This is a genomic window from Flavobacterium sp. N502536 (assembly GCF_025947345.1).
Taxonomy (GTDB): Bacteria; Bacteroidota; Bacteroidia; order Flavobacteriales; family Flavobacteriaceae; genus Flavobacterium.
Genome location: NZ_CP110011.1, coordinates 3,637,873 through 3,663,796, shown reverse-complemented (window position 1 = coordinate 3,663,796; position 25,924 = coordinate 3,637,873). Strand labels below are relative to the sequence as shown.

Here is a 25,924-nt window from a genome sequence, read left to right as displayed (position 1 = left end):
ATGAAACCATTAATGACATACAAAAACATATTCCAAACCTTAAAAATAGCCTGCCTGTTTTTAACTGTTTTTGGTATGCAGCTAATCAATGGACAAACAACGTACAAGTATAAAGTGAAGTGGGATTTAAGGAAATCGGCAAGCAGCGGCCGTAACGTTTACTTTTATTTAAATACCGGAGATACTTACCCTTTCAATGGAACTTATGCCAATGCAAGTGCAACGTCCGGAAGCAGTTCATTTTCGTATGTTATAAAAAATTCAGGCGTTAGTCCGATGGACGGTGTTGTTGTTTCGACTAGTCCATTACGTCTTAGTGGAGCGGTTGATAACGGATCTTCGGGATTCTTTCAAAAACACGCACCCTTTATGACAGGTCCGTATTCCGGTTATTGGCAATCTAACTTTGCTTATAACTTTGATAATATTACAGTTACGCACAATACCCAGTTCGAATTCTTCTATTTGCAAACGCTTGTGGAGGTAAACAATTACAATGTTTCCAATTCAGAACTAAAACAATGCGAAACTTTCAATTTTACGGTAGCCGTTGTGGGTGAAAGCGGTTATATGACTTTTGCCGTTGAATATTATGATCCAAACAGTGCAGGTTGGAAAGAGCTATTTCCTTATGCATCAAGATCGGCGCAATACATCCCCATAACGTTTACCTCCATCCCTAACCTGCAATTGAATCAAAACTTTCAATTGAGGGCGAGATACACCAGAACCGGAAGCGGCGGCGCAAATGATTACTCTGATATTTTAACCTACAGGTTTATCCCTTGTTCTCCTAAACTGAATGGTGCACCGGTAACCGCTCAGGTCAAATGTTACAATCAACCGAATGGCAGTGTGACGTTAAATTTCCTGTCGGACGTTCCGTCAGGCCAAAAACTGCTTCTTACCTTATATGAAAATGGTGCTTACAGAAGCCACCGGTTTGCAAAAGATACAGAGGTTTCCAATAGAGCTTATAGCTGGGACGGGCTTGCTCCGGGTTCTTATACCATAAAATACCAAACGCAAAACGTTTCTGATCCCAATGCCACACTTGGTTCCAGTCCGGTAGAAACTCCGGTTTTCAAAATAGACAATACAGAGGCCTTAACTTTTAAAGCAACAGCCATACAACCCCAATGCAGCACTGATAAAGGCGGCGTTGAAATTTCAGTAAAAGGAGGCACACCTCCTTACTACTACATTATCGATAATGAAACGAAAAAAGAGCTCACTAACAATCCGGACATCATAAGTGTTACAACCGATGGAGATCATCAGGTGATTGTCGTGGACCGTTTTGATTGCATGGAAAACTAATTTAAAAAAAATACGATACCTGTTTTAAACATTAAAAAATGAATATTTTACAAAAAACCATTTACATTTTGACTCTGGCCGCCTTTTTTGCGGCTCCGGTGATTTATGGTCAAACGGGTAAAATATTAATTGAAACTAAGTTAACAAGATATGGTCCTGACCTCAAATCCAATACCTATAGTGTAAACATTTCCGCTACCGGAGCTCCTGCTTTTGGTAAAGCCTATAACATTAATAATAATGACGATGATGAAAAGATTTTCTATGATTTAGTACAGTACGATCAAACGAAATACCCTCTTAAAATTGTTATCAACGGTTCTAATGTTGTTAAACCAACCCAATTAGGAGGCCCAGAATGCAATCAAAAAGATCAGGCGACTTTAGCAGCTCCAAAAAGTGTCGCTATGGGAGCTTGTCACGGCCATACTACCTTCCTGCTTTTAGACCTGCCGGAACCAAGTGGCTTAATTGGCAACTGTGGCAATTTTACCATACAAAAACAGGTTCAATTGTCGGGTGCAGGTTATTCGTGGCAGTACAAAAAAAGTACCGACACCCAATGGAAGTATTTTAACTATGGTACCCAATATACCGAAAATGGGCTAAACTTTAACTTCAAGGATGTTCCCGATTTGAAAGATTACACAGGAAACCTGTTTATCAAATTTGTTGTTGACTATGAAAATCTAAATACTTCTAAAATTGAAATCTATGAGTCGGATATTGCGACCTATAACATTATATCCTGCTCTCCAAAATTAGAGGCGACATCAAATCCAAACATTACTGCCTGCAATTACAGCAACGGTGAAGTTACCTTTACTTTTAGCCGACCGCTGGAAACAGGAGAAAAATATCTTTTCAATCGCGTTCCTGTAGGCAATGGTAATCCGAGTTCGGCAACTTCAGATGATCCTGACGTTGAAAAGATTTCAGCACTTAGTTACAAATGGAAAAATATTGCTCCGGGGAAATACGATTTCAAATATCAGACACAATTTGGAAACAATACACCTTCTACAGTGTCAACCGTTACCAATTTTACAATCACTTCAAGAACGCCTGCATTAACTTTTAAAGCAGCAGACGTGCAGCCTGAGTGCAGTACCGATAAAGGCGGAATTCTAATTTCTGCTGAAGGAGGAATGCCCCCATATTATTACATACTTGACGATGAAACGGAAATCGTTAACAACATTATAGTACCTAAAAGAATCCCGTTTAGCGGTTCTTACCTAATACCCATTACAACGGATGGAAAACATAAAGTAATAGTCGTAGACAGCTTTAACTGTATAGAAAAATAATATTATATGATAAAAAAATTACTCTTATTTATATTCTTGTTAGGGAATCTGTTTGTTTACGGACAAACGGACTATGGAATTCTTGTAATTTCTACTTTATCACCCTCACGAGGATGGGACGGCAGTCATGCGGGCAGCTTAAGCCTGACGTTGGGAAACCATTCCATACATAAAAGCAGTAATACCGGCGATCAGGAGGAAATTGAATATGATTTTTTCTATGTAACCGACAATCCTACCAAAATAGATTACAGAAGTGCAACAGCCGGAAACAAAAACGGCACCGATTGTCAGATTAAAGACTCTACTCCTTTTGATATCACTACTTTTAGCAGAGACGGTTTTGGAGGCTGTATTGGCGATTTTGAAGTGCTAAGTTTGAACATCCCAATTCCTGTTTATCCGGAAACCAATCAAAAATGTGTAGAAGATATTATTACCCTTAAAAATGGCTGGAATTGGCAGTATCAATTTGATGGTTTGAATTGGGCACCGTTTCCATCGCAATTTCAGGAAAAAGCATCCATTTCATTCCAACTAAAAGATTTACCAAACTATAAAACTTCAGGTGATGTGCGATTTAGAGCCGGATATCAACAACAATTTGCCAAAATCGTCACCTATAATATTATACCCTGTTCTCCAAGATTAGACCATACGTCCGATCCAAACTATACGACTTGCAGTTACAGCAATGGCAGTGTAACCTTTACGTTTAGCCGACCACTGGAAACCGCAAAAGGAGAAAAATTCCTTTTCAATCGCATTCCTGTTGGCAATGGTAATCCGAGTTCTGCAACTTCAGAGGAACCTGAAGTAGAAAAAATTTCTGCGCTTAGTTACAAATGGAAAAACATACCTGCGGGTGTATATAATTTTAAATATCAGACACAATTTGGAAACAATACGCCTTCTACAGTGTCACCGGTAACGAAGTTCGAAATCAAGCAACGTACAGCCTTAACTTTTACGGCAACAGCAGTACAGCCAGTCTGCAGTACAGACGAAAAAGGTATACTTATAACAGCTACCGGGGGATCGAACTCTTACTATTACCTTTTAGACGGTGAGCCTTTAGCACAAAAACATGCCTTTACAAGTCCTCATACCATAAAAATAACAACAGATGGTGCTCATAAAGTGATCGTTGTAGACGACTCTGATTGCATAGAAAAATAACATTATGAAGAAAATAATATATCTTTTTTTATTCACTGTAATGCTCTTATCCGGCAGTAAGAGTTATTCGCAAAAACTGTACATCGTCCGTCATAGTATGGGAAGCTGTGTCAACGAATGTGCTTGGTTGTCATCGTATTATTTTATGTCTGGTAATACAGTTATCGGACCAATTGCCGAGTATGGGGATTATCATGTGTTTAATGTAATCCCAACTTTTGTTGAACTTATTAGTACTGCCGATACCGGTTTTGGCTGTGCCTGGCGCGATCCTATGGCCTGCTTCGAGCGAAGTACTATTAACATGAATGATTGCTTTTGGGGAATAACCAATGCCGTTTTACCCGAACCAAACGTAGATACCAACTTGTTTTGCGATAAAAAAACCCTTACTGCGGTAAGCTGCCCGGGGCCTTATCGTTTTTCATGGGAATACAGCACTAATGGTATTAATTTCACTCCTATGAACATTACTACTACCCCAAATCAAAGCTTCGAATTTGTTAAAGCCAATTATCCGGCCCTAAACGATTATACGGGAACTATAATTTTCAGGGTTTTAATTGACTCCGACCCAAATGCACCTGATGAAAATGTTTATTCTAATGTGGTTAATTACTATATCATACCGTGTTCTCCTACACTAGCTGCTACTTCAGACCCAAACTTAACCACTTGCAGTTACAGCAATGGCAGCGTAACTTTTACGTTTAGCAGACCACTGGAAACTGCAAAAGGAGAAAAATTCCTTTTCAATCGCGTTCCTGTAGGCAATGGTAATCCGAGTTCGGCAACTTCAAATGATCCTGACATAGAAAAAATTTCGGCACTTAGTTACAAATGGAAAAACATACCTGTAGGTTTATATAATTTTAAATTTCAGACACAGTTTGGAAACGGTACTCCCTCTACTCCGTCGACTATAAGTACATTCGAAATCAAAAAAAATACAGCCTTAACTTTTTGGGCAACGGCGATACAACCCGAATGCAGTGGCGACAGGGGTTTCATAGAAATAAGTGCTACCGGTGGAACAAGTCCGTACTACTACATTTTAGACGATCAGACCGAAGTTGTAAACGGCCAGACAGTCCCTAAAAAAATTAGATTTTCCAATGGTGACAAGATCCCCATTACTACAGATGGTGGCCACAAAGTAATTGTAGTAGATAATTCTGATTGCATCGAAAAATAACATAATGAACAAAAAATTACTCGTATTCCTATTCTTTTTAACAAGCCTGTTCGTTCAGGGGCAGAATGAGTATGGACTATTGATACGATCCACAATGAATCCTAAAACTCCTGGTACCAAGACAACCCGATACACCATTGAGGGAAGAAAAACTGAAGTACTGGTTTTTAGTACCCGTAATATACAGCCCCTAATTTCTCAGGAAATGGTGCAATATGACTTTTTTTACACTAAAGATATCAATGAATTGTATTTCTTAGCGCTCGAACAAAAAACCAACGACCAGGTAAACTGTTCAAAGGAATATACCATTCCGTACAACCCGGCAGTGAGCACTCAGGAAAACTTTGGAGGCTGTGTGGGTAATTCGGTAGCCTGGACCATTCATCTTAAACAACCTACCTCCAATAACCTTTGTGCCGACGATGTTGTTACTTTAACCAATGGATGGGACTGGCAATACCAATATGATGCGACGGGATGGAAACCCATGCCTTCTCAATTTCAGGGAAAAAGGGCCATTACTTTTAGCCTCAAAGACATTGGCGATTACGATGGTAAATCTCAAATTTTCTTTCAGGCGGGTTATAAAACACAATTTACAAATACCGTTTTTTACAGTATTATTGGCTGCTCGCCCGAACTGGAAGAAAAAAAACCAGCAGCAACTGCTGTTGAATGCAGCAATACGGCCACAGGCAGTGCCTCTTTAAAATTTAAGACGGGGCTAAAAGCAGGCAACAAACTTCTTCTTAATCTCTTCCATGCCAATCCGGTTGCTCCGGATACAGGCTTTATCACGAGTATTTATGCCTCCGAAAATGAAGTTTCTAATAAAACCTATACCTGGAAAGGCATAGCGGCGGGTACCTACAAAATAAAATACCAGGCCCAAAGCACATCTGATAGTGGAGAAAAAGTGGGTTTAAGTGCTATTATTACGGATCCTTTTACCATAGACGAGAAAACACCTTTAACCTTTTGGGCAAAGGCCATACAACCCGAATGCAGTGGCAACAGAGGTTTCATAGAAATACATGCTGCCGGTGGAACAACTCCGTACTATTACATTTTAGACAATCAGACTGAAGTTATAAACGGCCAGACAGTACCCAAAAAAAATGAGTTTTCCGGTACCCACCAGATCCCCATAACCCTTGATGGAGGCCATACCGTTAAAATCATTGACAAATTCAATTGCGAAGAACAATAAATTCCCGAACAACCATACCATTATGAAAAAAATCTACTTACTACTACTGTTTCTTACGAGTTTATTGGGATATTCTCAGGCTCCGGACCCTCAACCGGCAGTTGACGGAGCCAGAACCATTACAATCACAACGCCAAAAGCAATTACAGTTACTGCTGGTACTTTGAGTTATACGGATGCAAAAGAAAATGGCACCCCCAATGGTACGTTCTCTGTTGTATTTGAAGGCGGTACAGGCGACTACGTTTATTTCTTTACCAAAGACGGGCAGCCTTATACCCCGACTAACTGGAATTCACTACCAGCCGGAAGCTATGTCATGTATGCAAAAGACAGAAATAAAGTTTGTACAAGTACTAATGTTCCTTTTATAATTTACGAACCTGGGAAATTAGTTGTTAGTACGCCAAAACCAACTAATATATTATGTCCGGGAGGAACAGGTACTCTGACAGCATCAGCTATTGGAGGTTTTCCGTATAGCGCAACACCAATAAGCAGAACTTACAATTATACCTGGTATAAATGTGATGCAGCCGGAAATATTCTTAGTAAAGTTTCGGGACCAAGTACAACTTCTACTGTTTCGGGACAAAGTGCCGGTTATTATAAAGTTGTTGTTGCCGATAGCAACAATAATACCGCTACAGGCCCTGTGGTCTTACTAGAGCCTAATCCTCAAATACAATCTACTGTAACTTCTAAAAAAGACGTTAGCTGTTTTGGCGGTAATGATGGAGAAATTACGATAAGTCTGAGCGGAGGATCCGGTACGCTTACCGTACTTTGGAGTGACGGTGGTACTGGTGCAAACAGAACGGGTTTAAAAGCATTAGATTATTCGTATACCGTAAAAGATGAGAATAATTGTACTTTAACCAACGGCATCATAACCAAAATTACGCAGCCGCCAACGGCATTAGCCATTACAAACATAACACAAACACAGCCTACATCGACTGCTGCAACCGACGGTACTATTACAGTAACAGCCACAGGCGGAACTGCTCCGTACACCTATGTATGGACCAAAAATGGTCAGCCTTTTGGCGCTAATACCAATGGTGCAGGACTTACTACTGGTTTAGGAAATGGTACGTACCAAGTAACAGTTAGAGATGCAAAAGGATGTACTATCCCAAGCGGAACCGTCGAATTAAAAGCGCTGGCCGTAGTCTTGCAAGATCAGACAAACATTAAATGTAAAGGCCTGCCAACTGGTAGTATTACCGTAGTAGCAAGTGGCGGAACGCTAAACACTACTACCCCAAATTATAAATTTCAGTGGTTGTTAAATGGAACTGAAATGCCTGGTAAAGAATCGGCTACACTAAGCGGAATTCTTAAAGGAAATTATACGGTAAAAGTAACCGATGCTAATAACAGTATCTTCTCTATAGTTTATACCATCTCAGAACCTGCAGACGTTCTTACTATAACAAACTCAACTGCACAACGTCGTAATGTTTCCTGTAATGGTGGAACTGACGGAGCCATAGACATTACTGTTTTTGGAGGAACCGGAGCTTACAGTTATTTATGGAGTAACGGCAGTACAGCTTCAAGACTGAGCAATGTTCCTGTTGGTACCTATTGGGTTGCCGTTAGCGATGAAAATGGCTGTCCTGCCCGATTAGACAATATCGTAATTACACAACCTAATCCAATCGTTGTTCCAACTCCAGCTATTAAAGATGTGGCCATTTTTGATCAAAACACAGGTTCCATAACATTCCCTGCAGATCCAACAGGAGGTACTCTGGCTTACCAATACAACTGGACTCGTGCCGGTGATCCTACTTTTCCAAGAACGACAAGAGATATTACAGGGCTGAAAGCGGGAACTTATCGCTTAGAAATTAAAGATGCTAATGCAAATGTCGTAGACAATACAGGCTGTATCGTTACAAAAGATTATACCGTAAAAGAGTCGACCTTATTGGAAGTTGAAATTAAAGAAACCCTATTTATTAAATGTAATGGGAATTTTAACGGACAATTGACTGCTCTTGTTAAAGGCGGAATTGCACCTTACAAATATGTGTGGAAGAAAAATGGAGTGGTACTTCCATCAGAAACTAAACCGGAAATTTCAGGTCTTGGGGTTGGTCAATACAGCGTTACCGTAACCGATACGGCAAATCCTGAACCAGCTGGTCCTTTTGCAAAAGCAGAACAACTCAACTATAAACTCAACGAACCAGATGAATTAGTAGTAAAACTAACAAAGCAAACAAATGTTTTATGCTTTGGTGCCGCAACAGCTGCAATTGACATTACAATTTCAGGAGGAACCGGACCTTATACACAACAATGGACTAAAAACGGTGTGAATTATTCCACAGCGGATGATTTATCAAATCTTACAATAGGAACTTATACCGTTACCGTAAAAGATCAGACCGATCATGGCTGTATTGCAACACTTGATGTGCCTGTAGTAATCACACAGCCTGCTGCACCTTTAAAAATTGAAAGTGCAACTCTAATTGACCTAACCGGTTTTGAAACCAAAAACGGTAGCATAGCTGTAACCGTTTCGGGCGGAAAACCAAACTATAGCTATGAGTGGACAAAAGATGGCGATGCTACTATAATTGGATCAACTTCTTCCATCGGAAATTTAGCTATTGGTACTTATCATTTGATCGTAAGAGATGCAAATGGCTGTAGTCTTCCACAGGTAGATTACAAAATTACACAGCCAGACAAATTTGAGATCATCAGTATCACACAAACTCAGAATACAAATGTTGCCTGTAATGGCGATAAGCCGGGTATATTTACGGCTGTCGTACGAGGCGGTGTAAAAGCCTATACTTTTGAATGGTTAAACACCACCACCGGAGTAAAACACAAACATACCGAAAGTACCAAAGACGATTTAACCAGCTCGGAGGCTATAGAATTAGGAGCCGGAGATTATGTTATTACCGTAAAAGATCAGCAAAACAATATTCTTTTTGGAACAAATACTTTCACCATTACACAACCGGATAAACTGGCCTTTACTTTCACCAAAACAGAAGTATCCTGTTATAATGGAAATAATGGTACCGTGCAGTTAAACATCGTTGGAGGAACTAAGTTTGCCGACATCGCAAAACCGTACACTATCATAGCAAGCGGTGGAACAGTTGATGCTAAAAACGGACTTATTACGGGATTGTCTGACGGAAGTTACACCATATTCATAAGTGACGCAAACGGTTGTGTAACACCTGTACAAACCGCTACCATTACAGAACCTGCAAAAGCTGTATTTATCAACAGTGGAGTAGCTTCACCTACTACAGGTTATGGCCTGTCTACCGGTAAAATTGTAATTACTGTTGACGGTGGAACTCCCGGATATACCTACCAATGGAGAAATAGTTCGAATGCGGTTGTAGGAACCAACAGCCCAACTTTAAACAATGTCCCTGCCGGCGTTTATACCGTTTTGGTAACCGATGCTAAACTTTGTCCAACCTCAAACAGTTACACGATTGAGCAACCCACAAAACCACAGCTGACCGAAACGCATTTACATGCAAAATGTAACAGTTTACTAGGTTCATTAGATGCTGTTGCCACCGGAGGAGCGGTCTACAACCAAAATCAAGCGGACAGAATTTACACCTATAAATTAAGAAATAAAACAACCGGAGCTGTAGTAACCATTATCAAAAACACAGCCGGTTTTACAAACATACCAGACGGAGACTATGCACTTACCGCTACAGATGCCGGTAATGTAGACTCAAATACCATTGACGTAACGTTTAAACAGCCAACAGCCGTTGTAGTAAGCTTAACTTCTAAAATCCCGGTGAGCTGTTTTGCCGGACAGGACGGAGCAATTGCAATTGCAGTTACCGGAGGAACACCTTTTATTGTAAATGGCGCTCCGGTTTATACGTACCAATGGAAAAAGAGAAATACCGCAACCAACTCTTACGAAAACTTCACACCAACGGCATTAGATGCCCTTACGGAAGGTGATTATGCAGTTGAAGTTCGCGATGCCAATTACAATTCAAGTGATGCTACACATTGCGTTGGGATCCTGGAAAATATAATCATTACACAACCGGCAGATTTTGGATTTGATATTGATAAAATTACCTACATCAACCCTACTGCTCAAAATGGAAATGACGGTGCACTGCATTTTGAAATTATAGGAGGAAAACCAAATTTTGAGTATAAACTCTACACTAAAAATGCACAAGGAAACGTAACCGTGTTAAAAACAATTTCAAACACAGCTGCTAAAATGGTAGACTTTACCGGACTTGTAAAAGATCATTACTATGTATCCGTTCAGGACGCGACCGGCTGTACCAAATACACTGATTTTGACTTTACCGATAATCCGTTAACCATCACTATCCAGCAAACTCAGGACATGACTTGTTTTGAATCGAACAATGCTATCATAAAAGCAACCGTAGCCGGAGGTTTTGGAACTAAAAAGATTAGCTGGTACAGAAACAATACGTTATTGCCAAATGAAAACAAAGCCGAATTAACCAATGTAAAAATTGGTACTTACTATGCGGTTGTAAAAGATTCAAAAGCAATTGAAGTAACCACTGCTCCGTTAACCATCACCCAGCCTGATTACATCACCTTTACAACGGTTCTTGAACCTGTAAAATGTTTAGGCGACAGTAACGGAACGATTTCCATCACCGCTGCCGGAGGAAACGGAATATTCAGATCCCGTTGTTTCCAAAATGGAACGCTGGTTAGAGACTGGACGAATTTTACTAACGGAACAAAAACAGTGATCAGCGGTTTAGCCGATGGTACATATACCGTTCAGGTACAAGACACCCAACAATGTAAAAGTACAGATGCGACTGTAAAAATTACATCGCCAACCGCTTTAACTATCAGCACGATCGTATCAACTCCTGCTACAGGAAAAGGATTAAGCAACGGATCTATTGCGGTAACCTCACAGGGAGCCAATGGCAGTTATACCTACAACTGGTTCAAAAAAGACGGTACAGCACTAAACCAAACTACTGCCACCGCAGTAAACCTGGCTGCCGGAACTTACTATATTGTGATCAAAGATGCCAAAAGCTGTAGTTTAACTTCTTCATTAATAGAAGTAACAGAACCGCCACTTTTAGAAACCAGCGTCGCTATACAAAATGTTGTTTTATGTAATGGAGACCAAAACGGAAGCTTAAAACCAATTACTATTGGTGGACTCTTAAAACCAGGAGAAAGCTATACCTACCAATGGTTTGCTCAAGGTAATGCAGCCGTATTGGCAACAACAACTGTTTTAACAGGTATCGGAAAAGGTTCGTACTATACCATTGCAACCGATTCAAATGGAAACAAGGCAACCAGCCAGATCTTCGTTGTGACCGAGCCTCAGGTGCTGAACAATGTACTTACCGCTGATTACACCCTTTGTGGTGATTTCAACGACTGGACGATTGACGCGACTCCGTCCGGAGGAACGCTTCCGTACACCTACATCTGGAACACGGGTGCTCAGACGGCTACCATTAAAAATGTACCACCGGGTTATTATTCCGTAAAAGTAACAGACAAACACGGTTGTAGCATTACAAAAAATATGACCATCACAGCACCTGTTCATTTGGCTGCTGCCGAAAAAATAAAAATACCAACCTGTTACGCCGGTTCTGATGCTACCATTACCGTGACCGTTTCAGGAGGAAAAGCACCTTATACCTATTTATGGAATACAGGTGAAACATCAAACGTATTGAGCAATGCTTCGGCAGGCAATTATAGCGTGACCGTTACCGACATCAAAGGCTGTATCATCAACCATACATACACCATCGTTAATCCGCCAAAAGACATTATCAATATTGGAGAAGACGTAACCTTATGTTTTGATCAAACTTTAACCATAAACGCCACGATCAACGACGATAAAGCAACGTACGCCTGGACATCTGACAAAGGTTTCAAGAGCAACAAAGCCATGATTACCGTTTCGCAACCTGCCAATTATACCGTTGTGGTGACCAACAAATTGGGTTGTGAGGCTACCGATACCATCAAAATATCAAGTCAGAACACACCAATTAGTGCCGAATTTGCAGTCTCAAGTCAGGTATTCAAAAACGAGAAATTCATCATCGTTGACATTAGTAATCCGGATGCTGACGAAATCGAATGGGTAATCCCGGAAAACGCAACCGTAATTTCGAAAAACAAAGATTTTGCCGAAATCAGTTTTAGTCAGGCCGGAGAATATGACATTACCTTAAACACCAAAAAAGGAAACTGTACCGCTTTTCAAACCAAGCAGGTTCTGGTAACTGAAGGTGAATATGAAGAAAACAATCCGGACGAGGAGACTTTGAAGAAATTTGATTTGAAAATCTATCCAAACCCGTCAAAAGGAGCTTTTACTGTAGATGTACTGCTTGATAAAGTAATGCCTGCACATGTTAAGGTTTATAATTTGAGCAACAATTTGCTAATCGATTCAAAAACTCAGGAGGGCAAAGACAATTACCTGTTCAACTTTAGTCTTAACGGACTTCCTTCAGGAGTATATTTTGTGTTATTCGAGTCACAGCAAGGAAGTAAATTGAGAAAAATCATTATTCAGTAAACCTCAATTTATCCAGCAAGTAAAAATTATAAATTTCAAATATTAATGGAAATCAGGAAACAACAATCCTGATTTCCATACCCTTAAAGAATGATTTTAAAGAAAATAATTTTAATTACACTACTGCTTTTTACAGCTGCTTTTGGTTTTTCGCAAAACTTTAATGTGCAGGAACTAGGCAAAGCCAAGCTAATAAATGTCAGTGGTGGTGCATCTGCCAATACCGTATTCTATTCCGGAAATGCAGCAAGAGAACCCTTTAGTTACTTTTTGAACGGAAACATCAATTTCAACATTGCGAACCTGTACAACATTCCGCTTTCTTTCTCCTATACCAATCAAAAATTCGGGTACAACAAACCCGTTTTAATGAATCGTTTGAGCATACATCCTTCTTATAAATGGATTACAGCCCATATTGGAGACGTAAGCATGAACTTCTCTCCTTACACCCTGAGCGGTCATCAGTTTTCCGGTTTTGGAGTGGATTTGACACCACAGGGAAAATTTAAAATCAGCGCCATGTACGGACGACTGTTAAAAAGTAACGAATTTGATTCCGCTTATCCGGATATCCTGCCGGCTTACAAAAGATTCGGTTATGGTTTTAAAACGGCTTATGCTTTAGAAAAAATCACCCTTGGACTTACCTTGTTTAAAGCCAGAGATCAAATCAACTCTTTAAACAATCCCGTACCATTTGAATTGGATGTCACGCCAAAGGAAAATGCTGCTATTAGTTTTGAAACCAATTTTAAACTTTTTAAAAAACTACAGGTTTCTACCGAATACGCCAACAGCAGTATTACGGAAGATTTGAGAGTGGTACAAGCTGGAAAAGCAAAAGGAGTTTCCTCTTTCTTATTGGGCCGAAATAGTACTACCACAAGTTACAGCGCCTTCAAAGGACAGCTGGCTTACCCGGCCGGAAAAGGTACTTTAGGGTTAGGTTACGAACGTATTGATCCGAACTACAGAACCTTTGGAGGATACTATTTTAATAATGACTTAGAAAACATTACTGTTAATGCCACGCAAAATCTGTTCAAAGACAAAGTATCGCTTGCCTTAAACTTAGGTCTTCAGAAAGACAATTTAGAGAAACAGAAAGAAAGCCAGATGAAACGTTTGGTATCCTCTGTTAATGCCGATTTCAGACCAAACCAAAAATTAAACTTTAACCTGAACTACTCTAACTTTCAATCGTACACCAACAGTCGTAATCAGTTCGATTACATCAATCAGGTTTCCAATTATGATTACTTAGACACCTTGAATTTCAGACAGGTCAATCAAAACCTGGGACTGACGGTAAATTATTTATTAAGAAGCGACAAACAGCTAAAGAAAGCCATAAGCGCCAATTTCTCGATGCAGGATGCCGTAAACCAGCAACAAGGAAAAGCAGTTGCAGGTGGAGCTTCGACCTATTACAACTCTGCCCTTACCTATTCTCTTGGTTATCCGCAAAAAGATTTAAGCTTCAACGGTTCCATAAACAACACTTACGGACAAACGGATGGTGGAAAGAATTTTATTATCGGACCAACCGTCGGAGCTTCCAAATTGTTTTTGGAGAAAAAACTCAACGCCACTGCTTCGACCAGTTACAACACCAGTTATAACAATGGCGAAAAGCAAAACGACATCTTCAATTTCAGATTGAACGGATCTTACATTTATCTTGAAAAACACAATTTCAACATGAGTGTCATCACCTTATTCAACAAAACAGCCACGGGCAAAAATAACGATCTGACGGCTACCCTTTCTTATACCTACTCTTTCGACAAAATCAAAATGCGTCCGAAAAGAGAGCCAAGAACCGAGGAAGACATGAACCTTACTCCTATCCTGAAAATAAACCTTAACGGAAAAGCTTTGGAAGGAACACGTGATCAAATTACGGCCCAGCTCAAAGAAATGCAATTGGCTCTAAACCCATTACCGGAAGATGAAAGCACAAATTTAGAGCATTTACTCACACAGGCTACCCTTGCCTCTGACGACAAACAGTTTAAAGAAAAAGTTTTAGATTATCTGGAAACCTACCAAACAGAAGCCGAAAACGTAAAAAAATACAACAACTACCTTTCGGAAGCAGCCAGAAAACTGGAATCAGAAATGAAAAACAAAGACGAAAGTCTTGAAAACGCTTATGTTGCCGCTATAGGAAGAGTAAACAGCCATAAACTACACGGTGTAGATGAAGCAGCTATTACCGACAAAACAGCGCACAAATCGTATCTCAAACTGGTAGAAAGAAGCAACAGCAACCGCGATCAGTTAACCCGCCACCGATGGATGTTAAAAGAAATTTCGGCATTGGCCAAACTGCCGGCTGCCGAAATACAGCAAAATCCAACCGCGGTCGTTTTTAGCGCAGAGCAAGTGGGAGAAGCTTTTAAAGCAATAAAAGACAAAAAATCCGGCCCTGAAATAATAGCTGATATCGAAGTCAAAATGATCCCGTTTTATCATGAAATCGCCCTTAAAAATGCAAAAACTGATGAAATCGATCTTAATCATATTCAAAAATAAAGGATTCAATACGAATACTAACCTGACAAAAAATGGATAAACCTCAATTACCCAAAATGCTGAAAAAACTATACCTATTGCTGTTGCTGCTGTGTTCCCTGACGGGCTTCGAAAGTCATGCACAAACCTTTCCAATTTCGGTCAACACCCAAATTACGCAGCCCTCGCCTATTTATCTGAGTAAATACGCCGATGCGACTACCATAAACAGTCCCATAAAAATTCAATTGGTACTAAACGATTTAACCATCTCAAACCGTCAGGTACGATTGAAACTTTACCTTCACGGCAATGGAATTTCTTTTACCACCAACGACTTTGTTGTTGGATCCAGACCCTTGTATCTCGAAGGAGGATTTCCGCTACAGCTGACTAATGTTGATCTGGCCCCCTACTTTCAGTACCAGAACCTATTGGGATTAAATCCAAATCAATATGCGCAGCCCCTACCCGAAGGTATTTACAACCTTTATGTAGAAGTATATGACTTTGCAACAGGAAAAAAACTGTCTAAAAAAACAGGTTCCACTACGGTTATTTTTCAAAACGATCCTCCTTTCCTGAACCTGCCTTTGAACAATGCTTCGATCATGCAGCAAAACATTCAGAACATTGTATTTAGCTGGACACCGCGAAGCATCAATGTTAGTAATGTAGAATACGAATTTTCATTAGTTGAAATCTGGGACAATTATACCCCGGTTCAAAATGCCTTTGCATATTCGCCGCCGTTGTACACCACCACGACCAAAATGACCACCCTGCAATATGGGATGAGCGAACCTCAACTGATTCCCGGTAAAAAATATGCGTGGCGTATAAAGGCAAAAGCCATTTATGGAGCCGAAGAAATTGGAGTGTTCAAGAACAACGGTTATACCGAGATATTCGCTTTTACTTACGAAGTATTTTGTACCTCGCCATTGGCCATTGCCACTTCGGGCATCAGTCAGGATCAGGCCAAAATAAGCTGGAGCGGTAACATCGACAACTTTGATTATCAGGTAAGCTATCGCGAGAAAAACGCCGGTTCGGAATGGTATAAAGCCGTAACACCAAGAGAAAATATTACCCTTAGCAACTTAAAACCCAACACCACCTACGAATATACCGTAGGATCCTCTTGTGACGTGGGCAAATACGTTAACAGTACGATATTTGAATTCACCACCATCGCCAAAGACGAAATTGCCTTTACCGGCTGTGGTATCAAACCAGACCCTAACGATTTAGCGAACCAAACACCGCTTCCGGAACTTTTCCCGAATGATGTAATCGCAGCGGGAGACTTCCCTATTGTAGTCCTACATGCTACGGGAAGCAATGGTAACTTCTCGGGAGACGGTTATGTGACCTTGCCTTTCTTAGAAAAATTCAGAAAACTGATTGATGCCGCTGAAGCCCTAAGTCCAAAAGACGGAGAAGGCAACACAAAATGGAACCTGAGCGAAAATACCCGAATCAAAATCACCTTTGACAACATTGGTGTCAATACCGATTTTAAATTAATCTCAGGAGAAATCGTAGCCGGTTATGATGCCGGTAACTGGGATAATTTTTTGGATGTTGATAAATTGGCTGATGATATTGCAGCTGCTTTAGAAAAGGAATCCGTAGAACTTCAAAAAGAAATCACTCAACCTGAGGTAACTCAAATAGCTGAAGTACCAACTAATCCTGGTCAAGATCCAACTGTTGTTCCAAATCCAACAAATGTAGCAACTCCGCCAGTTACAAATGTGACAACTCCACCAGTGACAAATACCCCAACAAATCCAACGGGAGGCACCCCAGTTCCATCAAACAATACAAATGATACTCCTAAGCCAACTGAAAACTCTAATACTACTGAACCCAAAAAAGAAGGAAAACCCTTCAGTTCAAAAGAACTTTACGCTATAGGTTTAAATAGTAAAGATGAACCTAAAAGAGTTGCCAAAACTGGAATGACTCTATATTATGTAAACAAGGCTTCTCTACTAAATGAAAAAAAGGAAACCACTTTTTTACTTGTAAACAATCCAAATTATGCTGAAAAATTAGTTGATAAAGAGTCTATAAAATGGACTGTAAATGGTACTCCTTTCCCAGCCTTTACAGGTAAGAAACAATTTGTTAAAAATATTTCAGAAAAAGACGAGCTTACTAATGTAACTTCTACAGCAGGATCCCCAAATCCAACAGATAAATATGTTTACGTAAAATGGGTTGACCACAATTACAGTTCTAATACATTAGCGGTTGAAGGATCAAAAATTGCCGAATTTAAGAAAACCTTAGAGAAGCTGGCACATTATCTGGGTACCAGAGTTTACAATAGAAGAGATCGTCCGAAAGGAGAGGGAGATAAAGGAATCTTATATGATGTATCTTATCAAAATACCATTCAAAATAAAGAAGCGGAAACAAGCAGACTTTACTATAAAGAGACGGAAAGTGTCACAAAACTTGAAGTAGGAGCTAAAATTGGTTACGAAGCGCCTGTACCAGGATGTGCTATACCTTCAATTGACAGAATGCTTTTTGGACACAAAATTAAGGTTGAATTTGGTTTATACTGGTTTGTAGGTGCCCAAACCTCAGCTACTATTGGAATGACTAATACAACAAGAGATTGGGTTGATAATCCTCAAATGCGAACTTCAACCTGGACCTATGGTCATCCTTCTACTTTTGCGATTGAGGGAACTGTTGGACTTAACCCAAAATTCGTAATAAAGGTACCGGGTATTTCGGGAGAAGCTTCTGCTAAATCTTCAGCAAAAGCGAAATTATATGAATTTAATTTTAAAAAATGGAAGAGTTCATTTCCTTTGGTAGAAGATGGAATTCCTCTTGAAATTAACCCAATTACAAAATTTGATATCTTTGGCCTAAGCTGGTCACACGAATGGGGCAAATACGAACACACTATAAAATTTAATTAAAATGAAAATAAAAAATAATATTTTTTTTAAAGAATATAAGATCATTAAGATCATATTATTAATACATCTGCTTGTTTCGGTTATTGTTACCACTACAATGGCCGTACATGGACTTATTGAAGGAAATATCAAAAAAAACTTTCAGGAAAATTATGAAAATTATATCGCATTGTGCAATCCTGAAGAATATTTGAAAGATGATATTTTTGTAGTTGATACCGCCTATATTGAAACTCAGACAACTTCAAATCAGGGATCATCCGCAACTTTCAAGGATTACACTATAATCAGAGGGCATTTGTTACACTCCAAAACTAAACAGGAGATTACTTGTAAGTACGTAAATTCAAATGTATTAGATAGCTTTTATCATCAAAAGGTAGAAAAAATAAACGTCTTAAAAAATAGCATCAATGGTATTGCCTTTTTAGAAGACAAAAAATATTTAAGCTCTGAAAAGATGAATGCTGTTGCGAACTTGTATTTTAATCTTTCACTCATTCCGCTTATCCTAATCTTATTAATATTAAAAAACAAATCAAAATGAAAAAGTATGTAACTCTTTTAATTATTCTTTTCTTCACAACTGGAAATGGACAAAATCTGGTTTTAGAATATTCAGGAGACAATGCGGTCGATTTTCATATCTATAATTCTACAGATAATTTTAAATACAAAATTGATGATATTACAAAAGTAGACAGATCAACTGTAGAAGGATTAGTCCAGTCTTACTTTTTTGCTGCAAACAATGACTGGCTAAAAAATAATTATCTTGAAGAAAAAAGTTTTAGTCCTAACGAAGAAAAACATTTTAGTACTTTAAAAAAACTAAATAAAGAAAAAAGCAAAGTAGTTTTTTTGCATAAGCTCTCATACAAACTTGAAGGTTTTGAGATGTGTTATATAAACTTTATTGCTGATTTAGATGGAATCGATTTTAAGTTTCCGACCTTACTTTCTTGCATAAAAAAAGATAACAAATGGTACGTCTATAATCTGGCAAACCAACAAAAAATAACTGATATCTTGTGGACTTTCAGATCCTGTAGAATTTTGCAATTAATAAATGGGCAGAAAACAAATAATCCCTTAATGAATAATCTTATTCAAAAAACATTAAGTACTAACAATTTCTTAGATATCAATAAATTATACGATCAAACCCAAACCTGGAGTTTTGATGATGTTAACCAGCGATTTTTTACTATGACAGATAACAATAATTGTGATGACAATACTGTTTTAGACGTAAGTAAAAATATAAATTTCACTTCTGTTTTTAAAAGTGCTAAAATAAATACTTTTGATAAAGACGATCAGGCAAAGAATATTAGTATCATTTCTAACATCAAAAAGAATCCAACTGATTCTATTTATTTAAAAGCAAAGTTTGATATTGATTATAATGGTCAAAATTATTCCGTAATAAAGTATAATTTAATTAACTCTACTGGTAAATCAACTATTAAAACGCAGTTATTAGATAGTACATTAGATGTTTCGTCTAAACAAATCTCAGAAGTTATTTTTTTATTCGAAAATCTAAATCTTCAAATTTTCGGTGATTTATCCCCTTCTATGAATGCCCCTGAATCACAAAAACAAGATATTTTATACAAAAACACAAGAGGTAATTTGGATGTATTAAATATCAGTAAACTTTATGACTTGTACAAAAATGACAAAACATTGTTTGCTAAATATCTTGAAAATTAACTCTCCGCTATTTCTCAAAACATTTACTTTCAATAAACACAAAAAGCTCTGGAAATCCAGAGCTTTTTTTATTCAAAAAACAACAAATCAATCAATTCTCTTTAATCACTTTTTTCTCTGTATAAATAATCCCTAATCCTCCGGCAATGTACACTTTAATCAGCTCTTCGGTATTTATGATGATATTTTGCAGCAAAACATTCTTTTTGACATTTTTTATATCAAAGGGGATCGTTTTGGATAAATAATAATCACCACTTTTGATTGTGATCATGAGGGCTTCACTATTTTTAGAAACCATTGACGAAATAGAAAACTCACCCGTTTTTGGATTTATTTGCATCGCAGGTTGGGCGTCATTGATACTAAGCGTCAAATCTGGATAGACTTTACCACTTAAAGGCCTGTTTGTTTTGGCATCTAGCAACTTTCCTTTAATCGTAATCAAAATTTCCTGCTCGGCAGTTTGATTAACAGCTATCTTCCCCATAATAGCGTGATTGGGTACCGGTACATTTACTTCCGTTTGAACCGGTGATTTCTCCTGTCCTGTAACATTTGATGCTAACAGAATTGAAGCTGCAACTGCCGCATACTTCAGCGTATTGATTTTGGAAATTTCATGTTGTGTAAACTCCTCTTCCAACTGCGTTGTTTTCAAACGGGCACAAATATTCTGGTCTTTATTGTTGGCAACGAATCGGGCCACTTCAGCGTTTGTCTTTCTGCTTAAATCAATTACATTCTTGGCACAGGAACTGCAAAACGAACCTTGTGCATTAGGAATCATCTGGTCAAAATTTTCAGAACAAGGGTTGGCTATTTCTAAAGTGAATTTCTTTTTCATACTATACTCTTTTTAGTTAAAATCATGCAACAATGATTATACTTCTATAGAGTACATTTTACATCAAAAGGTTGGGAAGAGTCTAAAAAAAAATTCGCTCTTTGCCTCCATATCGATTTCAAAAAATAAGATTGGATGCAAATTATCTGCTATATTTACAAAAAAATAAAACAATGAAAACATCAAAATACACCAAATACGCAGTAATACTTTTGGTTATTGTATTTGTAATCCTCAGTGTGATCAGCTGCACAGTTCATACGCACAGTACTGCTTCTGGTTCGGGAAAAATCCCACCGGGACAAGCCAAAAAAATGTCAGGAAGCAAAAGTGCCAAAGCTTATGCTCCGGGACAGCAAAAAAAGCAATAGTAAAAAATCAAAAAGCCTTCTTTAGTTAAACTTCGGAAGGCTCTCTCACTATTCAAAAAATTTATTGCTGTTAAGCAACGGTGAAAAAATAAAAACTAATTGACAATTTCCTATTAACCAAAACCTTGTCTCTAATTTTAAGTTATTTTTTTGGAGGCATATTGGTAATTTTCAACAAATAAGTCCCTTCAGGCAGATCATTAATATTGATCGTATTGCTGCTTCCCAGAATTTTTTGCCCTTGTGAGAATACCTCAACATTTTTTAAAACTTTATTCGAATCCCCCATTGCCGGACTGGCAGTTGGTACAACCTTAATTTTTACCGCTGTATTTTTTACTGTCTTTGAAACAGCAACAGTTTCAGCATTTGCTACAACAGGAGTAATTGCTTTTGAGCTCTCGTAAGAAGCTTCAACCTGTTCGCTGGTCATCGCAACATCATAAATTTTTAAATCGTCTATATCAGCGTTGATACCCACGGTGGTGTTTATTTCCCCCAATCTGAAAATATTTCCTTTTGTAGAGCGGCTAATCCCTTCTGCGGCTTTTAACAAAACACCGTTGCGGTATATTTTAGCTGTCTTTCCATCATACGTTATTGTATATTGATACCAGCTGTCTTTGGCAAGCGGAGTAGAAACGATCACGTCATTGGAAGCACCCCAGCCTGCTAAACTTAAATCAGAATTAGACGAAGCCGTACCTTGCTGCAACAATCCGAAATACTGTGCATTATAAGCTGTTCCGTAACCCCATATATAATTTGCCGATGCAATATCGTTTAGTTTTACCCAGATGCTTACAGATCTGGCGCTATTGCCCTGAGGAAGATTCTCAACAACAGCTTCCAGAGCTTTATTGGTGAGACGTTGCGCACTTTTGGCCACTCCTGCCCGATCTGCAACAAAATTTGCAGCTCCGACAAAAGAAGCGGTATTGGCGGTATTGTTTAAAGTAGCATTAAAATTAAATTCCTGTATTGGATTCTGAGCATTAGTATTCAAATAACTAACAAACATCAAAGTAAGTAGTAATTTTTTCATAATAGGTAGGTTTAGGGATTAAAAAAACAAAGTGTCGTTCTAATGCCTCTAAACTAAATTATTATGCATATGGACGGAAATTTATTCGACAACGGACCAAAATAACCGTTAAATAACCAAAATTGATGATTTAAAACCTATAATTACATTTACTTATACTTCACTTTATTTTGTTAAAAATATAAACTTATCATAAATAAATCATATAATTACTACAAATAATAAAATCATTTACAACAAAAGAAGAAAAATTAACATTCTACACAAACACTTATAAAGCGATAAAAAAGTTAAAATCAGCCGTTTAAAACAAATTCAGGCATAAAAAAACTCCATCCGTAAAACGAATGGAGTTGTTATAGTAAGAAAGCAGTTTAATGTACTACTTTACAAATTCAATTTTTTGAACTTCTTCTTCATTGACACTGTCAAAGAACCCTTGTTCGTTCATCCAGTCATCACTGAATACTTTACTCATATAACGAGAACCGTGATCCGGAAAAATGGCAATGATATTACTGTCTTTTGTAAACTCGCCTTCTTCTGCATATTGTTTGATCGCCTGCATTACTGCTCCTGAAGTATATCCTACAAACAAACCTTCTTTTCTGGTGATCTCTCTGGCAGAGTGAGCACTTTCCTCATCTGTCACTTTCATGAACTTATCAATGATATCAAAGTCAGTAGCCGAAGGAATTAAGTTTTTACCTAAACCTTCAATACGGTACGGATAAATTTCTTTGCTATCAAATTCTTTTGTTTCATGGTATTTCTTTAACACCGATCCAAAAGCATCTACACCTAAAATTCTGATATTCGGATTTTGTTCTTTTAAGAATTTTGCAGTTCCTGAGATCGTTCCTCCTGTTCCGCTGCAGGCAATAAGATGTGTTATTTTTCCTTTTGTCTGTTCCCAGATTTCTGGTCCTGTAGAGTTGTAATGTGCATCAATATTCAACTGATTAAAATACTGATTGATGTATACAGAGCCTTTTGTTTCTTCATGTAAACGTTTTGCTACATTATAGTAAGATCTCTCGTCATCTGCTGAAACGTGGGCCGGGCAAACATATACCTTGGCACCTAAACTTCTCAACATGTCAATTTTATCTTTGGATGATTTTGAACTTACGGCCAGAATACAATTATAACCTTTTATAATGCTTACCATAGCTAAACTAAAACCTGTGTTACCGGATGTCGTTTCAATGATGGTATCACCTGGTGATAGAATCCCTCTTTTTTCAGCCTCTTCAATAATGTATAACGCTATTCTATCTTTTGAGGAATGTCCTGGATTAAAAGCTTCTACCTTTGCGTAGAAATTTCCTTCTAACTCTTCGGTGATTTTATTTAGCTTAATAAGCGGGGTATTACCTATTAATTCTAAAACATTATTATAAGCGTTTATTTCTTCTTTCATAAAAAAATAGTTAATCAAAGGCATTTTAAAATAACCTTGATAGGTTGCAAATTTAACAAAAAATTTCTAATTAGCTTTTAATTTTTTCTAAATCTAATAAAAAACTAAATTCTTTTGCTAAGTCTTTTAGGGCTTCAAAGCGCCCTGAAGCTCCGCCATGTCCGGCATCCATATTGGTATCTAAAAACAATAAATTGTTATTTGTTTTCAAGTTTCTTAATTTGGCTACCCACTTGGCAGGTTCCCAATACTGTACCTGCGAATCATGTAATCCGGTTGAAACGTACATATTTGGATAATTTTGTGCTTTTACATTATCGTACGGTGAATACGACAACATATAATCGTAATATTTTTTATTGTTGGGATTTCCCCATTCATCATATTCTCCTGTTGTCAACGGAATACTGTCATCCAGCATTGTGGTAATAACATCTACAAAAGGCACCTGAGCGATCACTCCGTTGTACAATTCGGGTGCTTCATTTACGATAACCCCCATCAAAAGTCCTCCGGCTGATCCTCCTTCTGCGTACAAATGTTTAGAAGAAGTGTATTTTTCGTTAATGACAAATTTAGAGCAATCGATGAAATCTGTAAAGGTATTTTTCTTTTTTAACAGTTTTCCATCCTCATACCATTGTCTTCCTAAGTCTTCTCCCCCTCTGATATGGGCAATTGCATAAACAAAACCACGATCCAGCAATGAAAGTCTTGTAGAAGAAAAATAGGTATCCATTGTAATTCCATACGAACCATAAGCATAAAGAAGTAATGGGTTTTTACCATTCTTCTCGAGTCCTTTTCTATAAATCATCGAAATTGGCACCTTAACACCGTCTCTGGCTGTTGCCCACACACGTTCTTCGATGTAATTTTCTTTATCAAATTTTCCTCCTAAAACCTGTTGTTCTTTTAAAACCTCCTTTGCTTTAGTCTTCATATTAAAGTCGATTACCGAAGATGGTGTTGCCAGCGATTGATAGCTGTAGCGCAAAACATCGGTATCAAAATCAACATTTGTTGTCGTGTAGGCATTATAGGTTTCGCTTCCAAAAGGAAGGTAATAATCCGGTTCACCATTCCACGGCATAATGCGAATGTGGTTCAAACCATTGGAGCGTTCTTCTACAACCAAATAGTTTTTAAAAATTTCAATATCTTCTAATAAAACATCTTCACGATGCGGAATAAGGTCTACCCAATTTCTTTTTCCTGTTTTGTTTTCAGGCGTTTTCATTAACTTGAAGTTCGTCGCCTTGTCTTTATTCGTTAAAATATAAAAGGAGTCTTCAAAATGTGAAATACTGTACTCCAGCCCGCGAACACGTGTCTGAAACACTTCAAACTCTCCGTCGGGATTATCTGAATTTAAAATTCTGTATTCCGTTGTTAGAGTACTTCCGGAACCAATTACAATATATTTTCTTGATTTCTCTTTACTAACCGAAACATTGAAGGTATCATCGGTTTCATTAAAAACCAAAACATCGGTCGCCGAATCTGTATTTAATTTGTGTCTGAAAATTTTATCCGCTCTTAAAGTTACTTCGTCCTGTTTGGTATAAAAAACGGTTTTATTATCATTTGCCCAAACAGATCCTCCAGTTGCATTTTCAATTTTATCCGATAAAATTTCTCCGGTCTCTAAGTTTTTAAACTGAATGGTGTAAATTCTTCTCCCCACAATATCCACTCCAAAACTTGCAAATTTATTGTCGGGACTAATGCTTAAACCTCCTAATTTAAAGTAAGCATGTCCTTTTGCCAATTCATTGCAGTTGAATAAAATTTCTTCCTCTGCTGAAAGGCTGCCTTTTTTTCTGGCAAAAATTGGATAGTCCTGTCCTGTCTCAAAACGGGTGATATAAAAATAACCGTTATAAAAATAAGGAACCGAGGAATCGTCTTCTTTCACTCTTCCCTTCATTTCCTCATACAAATCTTCCTGAAGTCCTTTTGTATGCGAAGTCATATTTTGGTAATAGGCATTTTCCTGATTCAGATAATCAATTACCTCAGGATTTTCGCGGTCATTTAACCAAAAATAATTGTCTACTCTAGTCTCTTTATGTTTTTTTAATGATTTTGAAACCTCTTTGGCTTTTGGAGCCAGTATATCGTTTTGCATTGATTGAGCATTAGTTTTTAAATACGAAGCAGCAAAAATACTATAAACACAACAGAACCAAATTAATTTTTTCATAAAATATCTATTGCTTTCATACAGCAA

At 38.0% G+C, this 25,924-nt stretch carries 15 protein-coding genes; 11 read left to right on the top strand and 4 right to left on the bottom strand.

Annotated elements, in window-relative coordinates:
* The 10 genes from OLM61_RS15470 (at nucleotide 1) to OLM61_RS15425 (ending at nucleotide 20,005) form a co-directional block, all read left to right on the top strand.
* Nucleotides 1-1,320: a hypothetical protein gene (locus OLM61_RS15470; protein ID WP_264523526.1), complete on the top strand. Its 1,320-nt coding sequence runs from the start codon at nucleotides 1-3 to the stop codon at nucleotides 1,318-1,320.
* Nucleotides 1,321-1,358: 38 nt separating this feature from the next.
* Nucleotides 1,359-2,630 (top strand): hypothetical protein, encoded by a 1,272-nt coding sequence (locus tag OLM61_RS15465; RefSeq protein ID WP_264523525.1) that lies wholly within the window; start codon nucleotides 1,359-1,361, stop codon nucleotides 2,628-2,630.
* 6 nt (nucleotides 2,631-2,636) lie between these two features.
* Nucleotides 2,637-3,809, top strand: a complete 1,173-nt coding sequence (locus OLM61_RS15460; protein WP_264523524.1) for a hypothetical protein — start codon at nucleotides 2,637-2,639, stop codon at nucleotides 3,807-3,809.
* A 4-nt stretch (nucleotides 3,810-3,813) separates the two neighbouring features.
* Nucleotides 3,814-5,004, top strand: coding sequence for a hypothetical protein (locus OLM61_RS15455; protein WP_264523523.1), 1,191 nt, complete (start codon nucleotides 3,814-3,816; stop codon nucleotides 5,002-5,004).
* Between the two features lie 4 nt (nucleotides 5,005-5,008).
* Entirely contained in the window at nucleotides 5,009-6,217 is a 1,209-nt protein-coding gene (locus OLM61_RS15450; RefSeq protein ID WP_264523522.1) for a hypothetical protein, read from the top strand.
* A gap of 22 nt (nucleotides 6,218-6,239) precedes the next feature.
* Nucleotides 6,240-12,818, top strand: a complete 6,579-nt coding sequence (locus OLM61_RS15445) for a T9SS type A sorting domain-containing protein (RefSeq protein ID WP_264523521.1) — start codon at nucleotides 6,240-6,242, stop codon at nucleotides 12,816-12,818.
* Between the two features lie 90 nt (nucleotides 12,819-12,908).
* Nucleotides 12,909-15,359 carry a hypothetical protein gene (locus OLM61_RS15440; RefSeq protein WP_264523520.1) on the top strand — a complete coding sequence of 817 codons (2,451 nt, stop codon included), beginning with the start codon at nucleotides 12,909-12,911 and terminating at the stop codon, nucleotides 15,357-15,359.
* 32 nt (nucleotides 15,360-15,391) lie between these two features.
* The gene (locus OLM61_RS15435; RefSeq protein WP_264523519.1) at nucleotides 15,392-18,286 is read left to right on the top strand and encodes a fibronectin type III domain-containing protein; all 2,895 of its coding nucleotides are present in this window, start codon (nucleotides 15,392-15,394) and stop codon (nucleotides 18,284-18,286) included.
* A gap of 1 nt (nucleotide 18,287) precedes the next feature.
* Complete coding sequence (locus OLM61_RS15430) at nucleotides 18,288-18,833, top strand: hypothetical protein (RefSeq protein ID WP_264523518.1); 546 nt, start codon at nucleotides 18,288-18,290, stop codon at nucleotides 18,831-18,833.
* Nucleotides 18,830-20,005, top strand: coding sequence for a hypothetical protein (locus OLM61_RS15425; protein ID WP_264523517.1), 1,176 nt, complete (start codon nucleotides 18,830-18,832; stop codon nucleotides 20,003-20,005). Before OLM61_RS15430 ends, OLM61_RS15425 begins: the two co-directional genes overlap by 4 nt.
* A gap of 91 nt (nucleotides 20,006-20,096) precedes the next feature.
* Here the strand turns inward: OLM61_RS15425 and OLM61_RS15420 are convergent, their stop codons facing one another.
* A complete protein-coding gene (locus OLM61_RS15420) occupies nucleotides 20,097-20,852 on the bottom strand; it encodes a hypothetical protein (protein WP_264523516.1) in 756 nt (251 codons plus the stop codon).
* A 173-nt stretch (nucleotides 20,853-21,025) separates the two neighbouring features.
* Here OLM61_RS15420 and OLM61_RS15415 point away from each other — a divergent pair, with 173 nt between their 5' ends.
* A complete protein-coding gene (locus tag OLM61_RS15415) occupies nucleotides 21,026-21,223 on the top strand; it encodes a hypothetical protein (protein ID WP_264523515.1) in 198 nt (65 codons plus the stop codon).
* Nucleotides 21,224-21,365: 142 nt separating this feature from the next.
* Here OLM61_RS15415 and OLM61_RS15410 read toward each other — a convergent pair whose 3' ends face one another.
* From OLM61_RS15410 to OLM61_RS15400, 3 genes are all read right to left on the bottom strand, one after another.
* Nucleotides 21,366-22,268, bottom strand: coding sequence for a LamG domain-containing protein (locus OLM61_RS15410; protein WP_264523514.1), 903 nt, complete (start codon nucleotides 22,266-22,268; stop codon nucleotides 21,366-21,368).
* 382 nt (nucleotides 22,269-22,650) lie between these two features.
* On the bottom strand, nucleotides 22,651-23,691 hold the full coding sequence (locus OLM61_RS15405) for a PLP-dependent cysteine synthase family protein (RefSeq protein ID WP_264523513.1): 1,041 nt from the start codon (nucleotides 23,689-23,691) through the stop codon (nucleotides 22,651-22,653).
* Nucleotides 23,692-23,761: 70 nt separating this feature from the next.
* Nucleotides 23,762-25,897 carry a S9 family peptidase gene (locus tag OLM61_RS15400; RefSeq protein ID WP_264523512.1) on the bottom strand — a complete coding sequence of 712 codons (2,136 nt, stop codon included), beginning with the start codon at nucleotides 25,895-25,897 and terminating at the stop codon, nucleotides 23,762-23,764.
* Nucleotides 25,898-25,924: the final 27 nt, after the last annotated feature.